At 49.6% G+C, this 14059-nt stretch carries 13 protein-coding genes; 12 read left to right on the plus strand and 1 reads right to left on the minus strand.

The annotated features are described in order from the left end of the window. Positions 1–2 precede the first annotated feature (2 nt). The 12 genes from fliN (at position 3) to DXA36_RS26455 (ending at position 13581) form a co-directional block, all read left to right on the plus strand. A complete protein-coding gene (gene fliN, locus DXA36_RS26400; protein ID WP_118682264.1) occupies positions 3–1034 on the plus strand; it encodes a flagellar motor switch protein FliN in 1032 nt (343 codons plus the stop codon). Continuing rightward, positions 1035–3083, plus strand: coding sequence for a flagellar biosynthesis protein FlhA (gene flhA, locus DXA36_RS26405; protein ID WP_118682265.1), 2049 nt, complete (start codon positions 1035–1037; stop codon positions 3081–3083). It begins immediately after the preceding gene. Positions 3084–3130: 47 nt separating this feature from the next. Then, on the plus strand, positions 3131–3868 hold the full coding sequence (locus tag DXA36_RS26410; RefSeq protein WP_330425104.1) for a FliA/WhiG family RNA polymerase sigma factor: 738 nt from the start codon (positions 3131–3133) through the stop codon (positions 3866–3868). 10 nt (positions 3869–3878) lie between these two features. Further along, positions 3879–4613, plus strand: a complete 735-nt coding sequence (locus tag DXA36_RS26415; RefSeq protein ID WP_118682267.1) for a flagellar hook-basal body protein — start codon at positions 3879–3881, stop codon at positions 4611–4613. Between the two features lie 32 nt (positions 4614–4645). Beyond that, positions 4646–5413, plus strand: coding sequence for a flagellar hook-basal body protein (locus tag DXA36_RS26420; protein WP_118682268.1), 768 nt, complete (start codon positions 4646–4648; stop codon positions 5411–5413). Positions 5414–5467: 54 nt separating this feature from the next. Then, a complete protein-coding gene (locus DXA36_RS26425; RefSeq protein WP_118682269.1) occupies positions 5468–7180 on the plus strand; it encodes a DUF342 domain-containing protein in 1713 nt (570 codons plus the stop codon). Between the two features lie 29 nt (positions 7181–7209). After that, a complete protein-coding gene (locus DXA36_RS26430; protein WP_118682270.1) occupies positions 7210–8604 on the plus strand; it encodes an antitoxin in 1395 nt (464 codons plus the stop codon). Further along, positions 8591–8983 (plus strand): EscU/YscU/HrcU family type III secretion system export apparatus switch protein, encoded by a 393-nt coding sequence (locus DXA36_RS26435; protein WP_118682271.1) that lies wholly within the window; start codon positions 8591–8593, stop codon positions 8981–8983. Before DXA36_RS26430 ends, DXA36_RS26435 begins: the two co-directional genes overlap by 14 nt. Positions 8984–8997: 14 nt before the next feature. After that, on the plus strand, positions 8998–9636 hold the full coding sequence (locus tag DXA36_RS26440; protein ID WP_118682306.1) for a PilZ domain-containing protein: 639 nt from the start codon (positions 8998–9000) through the stop codon (positions 9634–9636). Positions 9637–9654: 18 nt separating this feature from the next. Continuing rightward, the gene (locus DXA36_RS26445) at positions 9655–10476 is read left to right on the plus strand and encodes a M15 family metallopeptidase (protein ID WP_118682272.1); all 822 of its coding nucleotides are present in this window, start codon (positions 9655–9657) and stop codon (positions 10474–10476) included. 212 nt (positions 10477–10688) lie between these two features. Further along, complete coding sequence (locus DXA36_RS26450; protein WP_118682307.1) at positions 10689–12182, plus strand: flagellin N-terminal helical domain-containing protein; 1494 nt, start codon at positions 10689–10691, stop codon at positions 12180–12182. A 328-nt stretch (positions 12183–12510) separates the two neighbouring features. After that, the gene (locus DXA36_RS26455; RefSeq protein WP_118682273.1) at positions 12511–13581 is read left to right on the plus strand and encodes an Rpn family recombination-promoting nuclease/putative transposase; all 1071 of its coding nucleotides are present in this window, start codon (positions 12511–12513) and stop codon (positions 13579–13581) included. A 16-nt stretch (positions 13582–13597) separates the two neighbouring features. Here the strand turns inward: DXA36_RS26455 and DXA36_RS26460 are convergent, their stop codons facing one another. Further along, a complete protein-coding gene (locus tag DXA36_RS26460) occupies positions 13598–14059 on the minus strand; it encodes a late competence development ComFB family protein (RefSeq protein WP_118682274.1) in 462 nt (153 codons plus the stop codon).

Genomic DNA, 14059 nt, shown 5'->3' on the forward strand with positions numbered 1-14059 from the left:
ATATGGCAGCAGAGCAGGGAATCCGGAATATGTCGGAGGAAAATATCTTTGACAAGCTTATGGAACAATATGGACAAGCGGCAGGGGAATCCATCTCCGCCATGCTTAACACAAAGATAGAGATCAAGGAGCCCGTAACATCGGAAATATTGATTAAGGATGTGGAATACAGCATTCTGGAACCGGCCCTGTTCGCCAAGAGCTGCCTCACATCCAATGCGGCCGGCACCGTTGTCATGATTTTCAGACAGCGTGACATGCAGGCTTTTCTGAATAAGCTGATGGGAAGTGATGATCTTCCGGATCCCGATTTTGCGTTTGATGAAGTGGCTATGAGTGCGGCGGGCGAACTGATGAACCAAATGGTGCACAGCGCTGCCAAGTCGCTGGCAGGATATCTGGAAAATACCATGGATTCCTCGGATTGCCAGCTTTTCCTGTCTGACAGCGGACAGCGTCTCTGGGAAATCATGGGAGAGGATGCGGCGGCAAAAACTACGGTAATCCGTTATGGCATGACCATAGGGGATCTGCTGGAGACGGAGTTCCTGGAATGTATATCTGAAACGGCTGCTGACAGCCTGATGCAGGAGGCCGCAGCGAAAAAGAAGCGGGATGAGGAACGGGCGGTTCAGGAGGAAGAGGCGCGCAACAGTATCCGGATCAGGGAAAGCCTGACAGATGACGGCAATACCCTTCTGCCCGTGGTAAACAGGCAGAACGAAATCACATACCAGGGTACATCACAGATACAGACTGCTTCCATTCCGCAGGGAAACCTGGGGCTGTTAATGGATGTTCCCCTTCACGTGTCGGTGGAAATCGGGAAAACCAGGCGGAAGCTGAAAGAAATACTGAGCTTTAACAACGGAATGGTAGTGGAACTGGACAAACAGGCTGACGCGCCGGTGGACATTATTGTTAACGGCCAGTTGATCGCACGGGGCGAGGTGGTAGTCATCGATGATAACTTCGGGGTGCGTATCAGCGAGATCGTAAATACCAAGAGTATTATAGAAAATGGTGATCTGTAATTGAAACGATATAATATAGTGGTGACAGCGGGCGTCATCGGCATTATTTTCCTGATCCTGATCCCTCTTCCCACCTTTTTACTAGATTTTTTCTTCATATTGAATATCACTTTGTCACTGATGATCCTGTGTATGGCAATGTATATCAGGGAAACCCTGGAATTTTCCGTATTCCCGTCGATCCTTTTGATTACGACCCTTTTCCGGCTGGGACTAAATATTTCCTCCACCCGTAAGATTCTGTTTGACAACGGATATGCGGGGCAGGTGGTAAAGACCTTCGGAGAATTTGTAATCCGGGGAAATGCGGTTATCGGATTTATTATTTTCCTGATTATCGTCCTGGTACAGTTCATTGTCATTACCAAAGGCTCCGAACGTGTGGCGGAGGTTGCGGCACGTTTTACCCTGGACGCCATGCCGGGGAAGCAGATGGCCATTGATGCAGACTTAAATACCGGCCTGATTGACGAACAGGAAGCCAGAATACGCAGGGCCAAGGTACAGAGGGAAGCGGATTTTTTCGGATCCATGGACGGTGCCACGAAGTTTGTAAAAGGGGATGCCATCATCTCTATTATCATAACGCTTATTAATTTTATCGGCGGCATTCTGGTGGGAACCATGAACAAACAGGGAAGTATCACCGAAATCATGCAGATTTATACCACATCAACTATCGGTGACGGCCTGGTATCCCAGATCCCGGCGCTGCTTATTTCGGTAGCCACCGGTATGATCGTTACCCGTTCCGCTTCGGAGAACAGTCTCAGCGAGGATGTGACCAGGCAGTTTCTTGCCCAGCCCCGCGTGATCATGATGGCGGGTGCGGCAGCGGCATGCCTGTGCCTGATACCCGGTTTCCCGGTGTTCCAGATCCTTTGCACCTCTGCTGTCCTGATGGCGGGAGGTTATTATCTGCTAAGAAAGCAGAAAAATATCGTGGAAGAATCCGTGCCCGGTCTTGTGGAGGCGGAAGTAACGAGCGAGGCCTCTTTTTATAAGAATATAGACAATATTTACGGCCTTTTGAATGTGGAACAGATAGAAATGGAATTCGGATACAGCCTTATCCCCCTTGCGGATGAGAGCAGCGGCGGTAATTTCATTGATCGTGTGGTTATGTTCCGTAAGCAGATGGCGCTGGAAATGGGGTTTGTCATTCCGTCCGTCCGCATCAAGGACAGCGGCCAGCTTAATCCGAACCAGTACAGCATCCTTTTAAAAGGAGAAGAGGTGGCGAGAGGGGATATTCTCATGGATCATTTCCTTGCCCTTTCTCCCGGACCCGATGCGGATGAGATTCCCGGAATCGACACCATGGATCCGGCCTTCCATATCCCGGCGAAATGGATTAGCGAGGATCGGAAAATCCAGGCGGAAATGGCAGGTTATACCCTGATCGATCCCGCTTCGGTGGTCATCACCCATCTTTCGGAGATCATCAAGGAGCATCTGTATGAACTGCTCAACCGGCAGGAGGTCAATAATCTTCTGGAAAACCTGAAAAAGACCAACAGCAGTATCGTGGAGGATACCATTCCCGGCATTATCAGCCCGGGCGGACTGCAGAAAGTCCTGGCTAATCTGCTCAGGGAATCCATTCCCATCCGGGATATGGAAACCATTATTGAGACGGTGGGGGACTACGGCAAACAGATCAAGGATACGGATATGCTCACGGAATATGTGCGCCAGGCGCTGAAACGGACGATTTCCCACCGCTTTTCCGAAGCAGGGCAGATGAAAGTGATAAGCCTGGATGAAAAAATAGAGAACATGCTCATGTCATCTGTAAAAAAGACGGATACCGGTTCTTATCTGGCCCTGGATCCTTCCTCCATACAAAGCATTATCACCGCATCCACAGGGGAAATCAATAAAATTAAAGATCTAGTTAATGTACCTATCGTACTGACCTCACCTGTGGTGCGCCTTTATTTTAAAAAGCTGATTGACCAGTTTTACCCCAATGTGACGGTACTGTCATTCAGTGAGATTGATAATAATATTCAGATTCAGGCACTGGGCAATATAGCCCTGCCGTAGAAAGGATAGCTATGTTGGCGGAGTTGACGGAAAACAGGGAGGCCCAAATGCTGAAAGAATACCAGCAGACCGGCAGCCCTGAGCTGAGAGAAAAGCTTATTATTAAATATAGTAATCTCGTACGTTCCGCCGCAGTACAGATGAGGGGCATGGCGTCCGGCTATGCACAGGAGGAAGACCTGGTGAACCAGGGAATGCTTGCCCTGATGGACTGTCTGGAACGATATGATGATTCGAAAGGGGCGCGTTTTGAAACCTTCGCGTTCCTGCGTATACGGGGCTCCCTGATCGATTTTGTCCGCAGCCAGGACTGGGTGCCTCATCGGGCGCGTTCCCTGCAGAGGCGTATCGACGAAGCCTTCCAGCAGCTTGCCCATGAGAAAATGAGGGAACCTCAGGTGGCGGAGGTGGCCGCTTATATGGGCCTTTTGCCGGAAAAGATAGAGAGCCACCTGCAATATATGAACCGGGCTTCCATCCTTTCCTTTGAAGGATTGATGCAGGATGCGCAGGAGAATGTCAGCCGGATGGAACCGGAAAGCCCGGATACCTCCCTGCGTCCGGAGGAAAGCTTCTGCAGACAGGAGCTTACGGAAGTACTGGCCCGGGCCGTGGAAGCCCTTACGGAAAAAGAGCGGCTGGTCATTACCCTTTATTACTATGAGGAACTGAAATATGCGGATATCGCACGGATTCTGGATGTGGTGGAATCCCGTGTGTGCCAAATCCATACGAAGGCTGTCAAAAAACTCAGGGACAGCCTGCGGGAATATATGGAAGGATAGGAGGAAACCTATGTTTTCGGGTTTTTATACAGCGGCATCAGGCGTGCTCACCAACCAGAGGGCATTGAACCTGAACGCCAATAATATGGCAAATGTAAAGACACCCGGTTACCGGGAGCAAAGGCTGGTTAAAACCACCTTTGAGGAAGAACTTCTGCGGGTACAGGGAGGGAAAAGCACCGCTATGGGAAGCGGTGCGATCCTGACGGCAGCGGCCGATCAGGCGTTTTCTTTCGCGCCCGGGGAGCTTACACAAACAGGCGGAGCATATGATCTGGCCCTTGGGGGAGACGGCTATTTTGTCCTTCAGGGAGAAAACGGAGAATACCTGACCCGGAACGGGAATTTCCGCATGGATGCGGAAGGGTATCTGAGCCTGAACGGAATCGGAAGGCTGATGGGGGAAAACGGACCCATCCGGCCGCAAGATGGTTTTCAGGTGGACGAACAGGGGACTGTCCGCAGCGAAAAGGGGGACGTGCTGGGAAAACTACGCATTGTGGTACCGGATGCCTCCGAAAAGCTGCAGTTCTATGAAAAGGGAATGTTCGGGGCCGGGGAAGCACAGCTTGCTCCTTCGGCATCACCTGTAATCCAGGGAAGCCTGGAAGGATCCAACGTGGACTTGAGCGCAGAGATGACCAGGACTATGGAAATCCAGCGTGCGTTCCAATCCTGCAGCAAGGCGCTGACCATCATCGATCAGATGAACCAGAAAACGGCTTCGGAAATCGGAAAGCTTTAAAAAGACGCATATGCGCGCGGATGGGAGTAGTAATGAATACAGCATTTTATACGGCGGTTTCCGGCATGCGGACCTTTCAGTCAGAGCTGGATATCACCGCCAACAATATGGCGAATGTGAATACAACAGGCTATAAGGCGGAGAGGGGAACCTTTCAGGATCTGCTTTATACCCAGATGGATGTGAAATCGGGAGAACTTCTTACCGGACACGGTGTGAAAATGAGCGGCGTCCAGCCGGTTTTTGTGCAGGGAGCCTTTGAACGGAGCGGACAGCCTCTGGATTTCGCCATCACGGGGGACGGTTTCTTTGCTGTGGAGAACGGAAACGGCGGAGGTCAGCCCCTGTATACAAGAGACGGTTCTTTTAAAATCTCCGTATCGGAGGAAGGTGATTTCCTGACCACGAGGGATGGATATTTTGTGCTGGACGGGGAAGGAAAACGGATCCCGCTGGCTGCCAGAAAGGTGACGGATAAAGAGGGCAGGGAACAGGACACCAATCTGCTGGATCTGGAGGGCCTTGGAAAAAAAATAGGCTTGTACACCTGTGATAATCCGGAGGGTCTAGTGCATATGGGTAATAACAGATACCGTACCGGAGAGCTTTCCGGCCAGTGGTCCGTGGTGACGGATCAGACCACCGGGAACCGTATTGTGTCCGGAGCGCTGGAGCTGTCGGGGACAGAGCTTTCTTCGGAAATGGTGAACGTCATTGAGGCCCAGCGGGCATTCCAGCTGAACGGGCGGATTGTGACCACCGCTGACCAAATCGAAGAAATCATCAATAATCTGCGATAAGAAACACAAAAGAGGCGGGTATACAGGCACATCAACCGGTAAAGGAGAGTCCCCATGAAGGAAAAAAGTCTGCTTTATAATCTGCTCATGAAATACCTTGGGGATGAAGGGGCAGATACACAGGATACGCCCCTCGGTGCCGATGAGGGTCAGGAAAAAAAAGAATACGATAAGCTGTATGCGGAAGAGGATCCCGAAAGGGAGAGCCATGGAAGCGGTCATACCGAGAACGGAGCCGGCATCCTGCCCCAAAAGGAGACTCTGATTGAAACCGTGGAGGATTGGAATGAAGCGGAGCTGGAAAAGCAGAGAGAGCTGGATGCCAGAAGCCGCGGAGGAGAACTGACGCCGGATGAAGAGGCCGGTTCCGAACCGGAGGAGGAAACCGCTGTTGCCAGGGATGCTTCTCTGGAGCTGAATGTATCGGCGGACAAAATGGAAGCCATGCTGATGGTGTGGGAGCCGGAAGGGGGCGGGGCGGATATTACGGAGCAAGCCCTCCGCAAGGCCCTTGCGGACAGACATATTATCTATGGCGTCGACGAAGAAAAAATCCGGGATATCGCCGGGAATAAACGCTACCGGCAGATGTTTGTCATTGCCCGGGGAAAGCCTGCAAAGGATGGGAGCAGCGGGAAAATCAAGGATTTTTTCCCGAGGCAGGTACAACTGAAATATGCCACCAAACAAAACGGAGGCATTGATTTCAAAAATATGAACCTGATCCATAACGTGAAAGAGGGCGATGTGGTCTGCCAGATCACCCGGCCCACGGATCCGGAGGACGGCATGAATGTGTTCGGACAGCCGGTCCGCGGCAGTCAGGGGATGATGCCCGCCATCCCGCAGGGAAGGAATATCACCTACAATGAAGACGGGACCCGGCTCGTGGCGGCCTGCGAAGGCAACCTTACCTTCCGCAGCGGACGTTTCCATGTGGAAAAGGTATTTGAGGTGGCCCAAAATGTGGATAATTCCGTGGGAAATATCAATTTCAGCGGAAGTGTATTTATCCAGGGAGATGTGTTTGAAGGCTATGAAGTACGGGCAAAAGGCAATATAACAGTCATGGGCATGGTGGAAGGGGCCACCCTCATCGCAGGCGGGGATATCCAGCTTCAGAAGGGGATGCGGGGCATGCATTGCGGTATTCTGGAATCGGGAGGGGATATCACCGCTAAATTCCTGGAGGACTGTACCATCCATGCCGGTAAAAACATCCAGGCGGAATACATCATCAACTCCCAGGTATCCTGCGAAAATAATCTGACGCTGGTGGGACGCAGAGGCGCTTTTATCGGAGGAAGCTGTTCCGTCTATAACGAAATGAATGTAAAAGCTGTGGGAGCCGTGAGCCATATCACCACCTCCGTCACGCTGGGAGCCACTCCGCAGCTGATTGCGGAAGCCGAAAAAACAGCGGAGGAAATACGGGAAATAACCCTGCAGCAGGAAGAAAACCGAAAAAATACGGCCTGGCTTACTGAAAAACAGAACCGTGCGGGCCTGACACCCGCCCAGCAGCAAAGACTGAACGGGCTGAATCTGGAAGCTTCGGTGAGTAAATTAAAGCAGCGCCAGCTGCAAAGCAAAGCGGCACAATTGGCGAAACAAATCCGTGAGGTGGGAAGAACCCGTCTGCTGGCAGATGAGGTTTACCCCGGGACGGTGATAGGTATCGGGGACTCCCGGCTGGTGATCATGGATAAGGAGGACAGCGTGAGCTATTACTATCTGGACGGAGAAATCCGTAAGGGTATGCGCTGACAGATACAAAAGGAAGGGAAACGGGAATTATGGCTGACATTTTGAAAGTGACATCTCCGGTAATCGGCAAGAATATTGTCCAACAGAATAAAAATGTTACCGATCCCTCCATCCCCTTTGATTTGCAGGAAATCAGCCACATCGCCAGAAACCCCGACAGCAGCTCCCTGCTGTCCCAGCATAACATCTACCAGAGGGACGCGGGCGCGGCTACGCTGATGAATCTTCTGAAGGATCCGGATGTGACGGTAAATTATCTGAAAAACATCACATTGCTGGAAGAGATCATCAGCCTTCTTCCGGTCAATAACAATACGGTGACGCAGGAAATCCAGCAGCTTTTCCAGGCGCTGCTGATCCGGCCTGATTCTATTGTGGACGAAATGATGCGCCAGGAATATTCCTCCACCCTTTTTAAGGGCCCTCTGTTTGATTTCCTCCGCACGCTGGTGAAAGAAACCCCGGAGCTTCGGTCGGAAACCGCCGAACTGCTGAAAGCGATCAATTCCATTCTGGCGAGAAAGGATGCAAAAGATTCCGCGGCCAATGGCTTTTCTTTCCTGGCGGATCAGCTCTCCGCCAGCAAAAACCTGGCTCCCCGCCTGCGGGATCTGGCGGAAGGCTTTCGGCAGGATGACGGCTCCCATTTCCAGGAGTTGAAGGTACAGGCGCAGGCTCTGCTTAAGGAACTGGAGGGAAGCATCCTGTATTCCCCCCAGTCGGCCCGGGTGGTGCCGAATATCCTGTACAACCTCTCCCGTTACCGGGAAAACGAGACCTTTCTCCAGGAGGCCCTGTTCGGCCTGCTGGTGCGTATAAACAACAGGGAGGCAAAGGATCAGCTCCGTACCCTTGTCAGCGACTATATCAGCCATTTCAAAGAAGCGGGTGACAGCCCCATGCGCTCCCATGTGGTGGATACCCTGGCGGCTATTATTGCCAAACAGGACAAGGAAAGCGGCATGCAGAGCTTAAACGGCGACCGCATTGAAAAAATACTCACAAGCCTGCTTTCCTCCCCCTGTAACTATACGCCCCTTTTGCATTTTGTCATTCCGGTGGACTATCAAGGAATGAAGGCTTTTTCCGAACTGTGGATCGATCCGGATGACAGGGAAGCTGCGGAAAAAGACGGCGGGGACGGAAGCCATATCCATATGCTGATTACCTTTGATATCGAAGGCATCGGACAGCTGGAAGCGGAATTCCTGGTCAGCGGAAAAAATATGAACTTCCTGTTGTTCTGCCCCGGGAGTTACCTTCCCCTTTTTTCCTCCCTTCTTCCCGAAATAAAAAAAATTGCCGGAGAAAAAGGATACCTGATGAACGAGGCCAGAGTGGAAAAGCTGGATCATATCCGCTCCCTGATGGATGTTTTCAAAACCCTGCCCTACAGGAGGACCGGCGTAGATGTCAAAATATAAGAAAAACAAAGCGGCCGCCCTGAAATACAATATGGAGGAAGATACCGCCCCCGTGGTCATCGCCTCCGGCTACGGCCCCATGGCGGAAAAAATCATAGATATCGCAGAACAGAAAGGGATCCCCGTTTTTAAGGACGACAGCGCCGCTTCCCTTTTATGCATGCTGGATGTGGGAACCAACATCCCCGTAGAGCTGTACGAAGTGGTGGCAGCTATCTATGGAAAACTGATGGAAGCCTCTGCAAAGTCCCGCGGGAATGCCTCCCCTGAAAAAAAAGGAACTCCCGCAGGCCGGAAAACGCCCCGTTCCTCCCTTCGGGACGGCCTGGTTTCTGCAGGAAAAAAAGAAACGATGATAGACAGCACAGAAAATGAGTGAGGGAAAACAGCAGTATGATTGATCTGGCGGAAGGATATGTGGGTTCCTCCTGTGTGGTAAAAGCCAAAAACAACGATTTGTTAATGATGGGGACCCTGCACAGAATCAAGACTAATTTCATAGATATCAGCAGTACCAGGAACGAACTCCCGGTAATAAGTTATAACCTGTTTGTCAAAATAGAGATCTATAATACGCGTCTGGGATTCCGCGTACTGATCGGAAGAGTCTATATTTCCAATCATGATCTGATCCGGATAATCGATTTGAACGAAGCGACCAACGACGAGCGCAGGGAATATTTCCGTATCAGTACCAGAAACGAGGGGATTATTTTTAACCTGTCCCATCCGCTCCCCGACGGAACCCTGAAGGAATACCAGGATCTTAAGGTGACGCTGGTGGATATCAGCCTGGGCGGCCTGATGTTCAAGACGAAGGAAGAACTGGGGGTGGGAGAAACCTTCAGCATTGTAATACCGGCCATGAAGGAAACCATGCTTTACGCATGCACCATCCGCAGGTCCGTTGAAAAACCGGATAACTATATAGGATACGGCTGTGAGTTCAGTGAAATGACCAATATGCAGGAAGATCTCCTCTATCGTTACATTTTACGATGCCAGAACGAACAGCTCAGAAGAATACGTTAATCAGGAAGGAAAAGAAACGTGAGCAGGAAAAAGCCGGAAGACCGGAGAGTAGTCAGGACCAGAAGGACGGTGATCTATACTTTCCTTCTGATCCTGATTTTTATGTATATATCCGCCCACTCCCAACTGGAGCAGGAACGCGCCGCCGCATCGGAAAACAAAGCCGGTTCGGAGTCCGTCCTGCCCCGCGGGCAGGCGGAGCAAAGTGCCCCGGGAGAAGCGGGGCTGGTACAAGAGGCGGAAGCTCTTGTTCTGGAACCGGAAGATATGTGGTGCCTGATTCTCACAAATGCCCAATACCCTGTTCCGGAGGACTATTTTCCCGAACTGAAAGAAATACCGGGCCAGGGGCAGTCGGTAGACGAACGGATTTATGACCCATTGATGGACATGCTTTCCGACATGGAGGAGAGAGGACTTTCCCCGCTTATCTGCTCCGGCTACCGCACACTGGATAAACAGGAAATGCTCTTTAACCGGAAGGTTTCCGCCTATGTGAAACAGGGTTATTCCATGGAAGAAGCCAATCAGCTGGCCCGTCGTATCCTTTCCGTCCCCGGTTCCGGCGAACACTGCCTGGGCCTTGCCGTGGACATCTACAGCGATTCCTACCGGAAACTGGAATCCGGTTTTGCCGATACGAAGGAAGGAAAATGGCTGCGGGAGCATTGCTGGGAATACGGTTTTATCCTGCGGTACGATCAGGGTAAAGAAGAACTGACCGGAATCGACTATGAACCATGGCATTTCCGGTATGTGGGAAAAAAGGCGGCAGAATACCTGAAACAGACCGGGATGTGCCTGGAAGAGTTTTATTTTGAAGAGAGTTTGTATGGATGATATAGGTGAAAATGCACAAAATAAATCTCCCTTTTTGTGAAATGTCACGATAAAGATATGGAAACAAGGTACGATCACTTAGGTAGAACGGCGGGGATAGTGAGTTCCCACCGTTTGGTGCCGGACAAGGGCCCGTCTGGTACTGTACAAACATATTCGTAACAAGAGGGAAAAGGAGTTCCCGATGAAACAATTACATGGAGGTAATTAGTATGAGAATTCAACACAACATTATGGCTTTAAATTCCCACAGACAGCTGGGAAATAACAACAGTGCAGTATCCAAATCTCTGGAAAAACTGTCTTCCGGTTACAGAATCAACCGCGCAGGCGATGACGCTGCAGGATTAGCTATATCTGAGAAGATGAGAGCACAGATCAAAGGTCTGACCGCTGCTACTGATAACTCCCAGGATGCGATTTCTTTAGTTCAGACGGCTGAAGGCGGTTTACAGGAAGTTCATTCCATGCTGAACCGTATGACAGAATTGGCTACTAAGTCCGCTAACGGAACCTATACGGATGAAGTTGACCGTAAGGCACTTCAGGATGAAGTTTCTGCGTTAAAAGACGAAATTAACCGTATTGCGGATGGAACCGATTTCAATGGTATAAAATTACTGAATGGTACATTAGGAATCGGTTCAACAGGTGCTATGGATTCTGTTGCTGTTGACGGAACAGCAAAAACGGATGCGTTTAATTGGTCAATATCAGGTGGAGAAGGTATCACTGTCGAAATTGCAGCTGCTGCCGGAACTGCACTTGCAGCTGGAGAGTCTAAAGTCGAAGCGGCTTGGAGCGCTGGTAATAAATTAACGCTTACCATTTCAGGGAAAGATGCTAATAGTGTTATAACACAGAAAATGATTGATGATGCTATTAAAGGTGCAGCCAATGCGCCGGATAGTGCAAAAGATTTGAAAGTAACCTTGAATGATAATATTGAATTTACAGGTGAATCTGGTGCTCATTCAGTATCAACGTTAATCTCTTCACAGCCCAAGCAGGCAGCCGTAACATTTGAAACGGCTGATCATACGCAAGTTACAGCAACTGCAGGTAAAGCGGGTAATGTTAAATCTTCTATTACGTTTGCTAATGGACCCGTAGGAGTAACTATTGGTGCGGATCATGCTGTAAGTGTTTCACTTGATGCGGCTAAAACGTATACAGCTGCTGACATTAATAAAATGTTGGCGGATGCGAATGCGGATATGACGGTTGATTTTGCAGGTGAAAAAACGGGGGCAAACTTATTGGCTGCAGTACAAACGTTGGCTGGCGGTACAGGACTTCCTTCGGAAGGTGGTTTGATGCTGCAGATTGGTGACACTAACGATTCTTATAATCAATTGCAGCTTAGTATAGGGGATATGCATACAAATGCGTTAGGGATTAATGATATCAATATTAGTGGCAGAGAAGGTGCAGTTGATGCCATTAGTAAGATTAAAACAGCCATCAATCAGGTTTCCACCAGCCGCGGCAAGTTAGGTGCCATCCAGAACCGTCTGGAACACACCATCAACAACCTCGGTGTAACCACCGAAAATATCACAGCAGCGGAATCCCGTATCCGTGACGTTGATATGGCAAAAGAAATGATGGAATTCACAAAGAACAGTGTTCTGATGCAGTCTGCACAGGCAATGCTTGCACAGGCGAATCAGCAGCCTCAGTCCATCTTACAGTTATTACAGTAATTAGCAGATACAATCCGGAAGGCCGCAGACTCCATTGAGGATGCGGCCTTCCTTATGCCATTACATGCCCGCGAAGTAACCTGTGTTTATATTTTTTTAATGATTCAAGGACAGAATTTCATTTCATTTTCCTCTAATATATGATATAAAGTATTTATCCCATTTATTTTTTTCTTATTTTCAGGCTGTATCAGCCATATTTTCCATTTTATTATTCTCATATTAATCGAAAGGAATTGCTTTTTATCGATATTCTCTCTATAATAATCCATATAAAGCACATATCTTTTGGATTAATCAGTAATTTACAAGGAGGTAATGTGCTTATATGTCAAATGATAAAGACATGGCGGTAAAGAAATTTCTGGATAACCCGAAGAATTTCTGTGACTTGTTTAACGGTTCTCTTTTTCGGGGAAAGCAGGTGATGAAAGCAGATATGCTGGAGGACCTTCCGGGAGAATCCATGATATCCTTCCGGGATAAAAGAGGGAAACAAGTATCGGCCAAACGATACCGTGATGTCATCCGTAAAGTATCCGGGCAGACAACCTATGCAGTTTTCGCTGTAGAGGGGCAGGAAAAGACGCATTTTGCCATGCCGGTGAGGGAAATGCTTTATGATGCCATGATTTATGCGGAGCAGGTAAGGAAGCTGGCGGATTGGCATAGGAAAAATAAAGATTACCGTGACAGTGAGGAGTTCCTGTCCGGTTTGATCCGGGAAGACAGGCTGGCGCCGGTAATAACCATTTGTTTCTATTATGGGACAGGAAAATGGGAGGGGCCGCTGGAGCTTTTTGATTTGCTGGATATTCCGGAAGAGTTTGCGGATATGAAACCATATATGATGAACTATAAGGTGAATCTGGTACAGGCATCCGGGGTGAATCCCGAAAACTTCCGGACCGATTCAAAATATGTTTTTTCTTTGCTTGCTATGGCATCGGATGGGCCGGGGATGAAAAGATATATACAGGAAAGACCGGAGGTGTTCGGGCATATTCCTTATGAAACCTTTGATTGTCTGAGAGAACTGCTCCATTTGGATAAATGGTGGAAGAAGGGAGAAGATACCGGGAAAGGAGAAGTGGACATGTGTAAAGCACTGGAAGAAATTGCAGAAATGGCAAGGCAGGAAGGTGAAAAAATAGGAAAAAGTGAGGGCAAAATAGAAGGCAAAATAGAGGGACAGGAAATCGGAGAACAGCTGATGCTGATTAAGCTCATTACAAAGAAGCTGCAAAAAGGAAAAGGGGTGGAAGATATAGCCCTGGAGCTGGAGGCGGACAGGGATACCATAATACGCGTCTGCCGGGCGGCCTCAGATTTTGCACCGGAGTATGACTGTCAGGCCATTTACAGGGAGCTGGAAAAAACTTTGTATGCCGGCAAATAAAGGGAAGGAGCCGCAGCTAATGCCGCGGCTCCTTCTTTACAACCAGAATCGCCTGTACCAGCGCCCCAGTCACTTCTGATGCATATTTTTCTTCCGCTTCCTTCTGTTTTTCTTCCAAATCCCCCGTAATTACCGTATAATGCGGTGCCAGCCGGTTTAAAGCCAGAGCGGCGATATCTTTTTTGCATTTATCGCACCGGCAGCAGTTGAAGCGTTGGATGGTGGAGTCCAGCCGGGAAAGGACAAGCTCTTCCATGAGGTTTACGAGAACGGCATTTCTGTTTTCCCGTATTTGCACCGGGGTGGTAAGGGAACGCCGCAGCGCATCCGCCATTCCCGCTGAGGTGGGGGTAGAACTGCTGTCCGCTGCGCCGGCGGAGACGGCGCTCTCCGGGCGATCCGGCTGGGGACGGGAGGAAGAGGGCATGATTTTACGGTACATGAGCTCCTTATCTATTTCGGTCTTGCTTTTCGCCAT

Source organism: Eisenbergiella sp. OF01-20 (assembly GCF_003478085.1).
Taxonomy (GTDB): Bacteria; Bacillota; Clostridia; order Lachnospirales; family Lachnospiraceae; genus Eisenbergiella.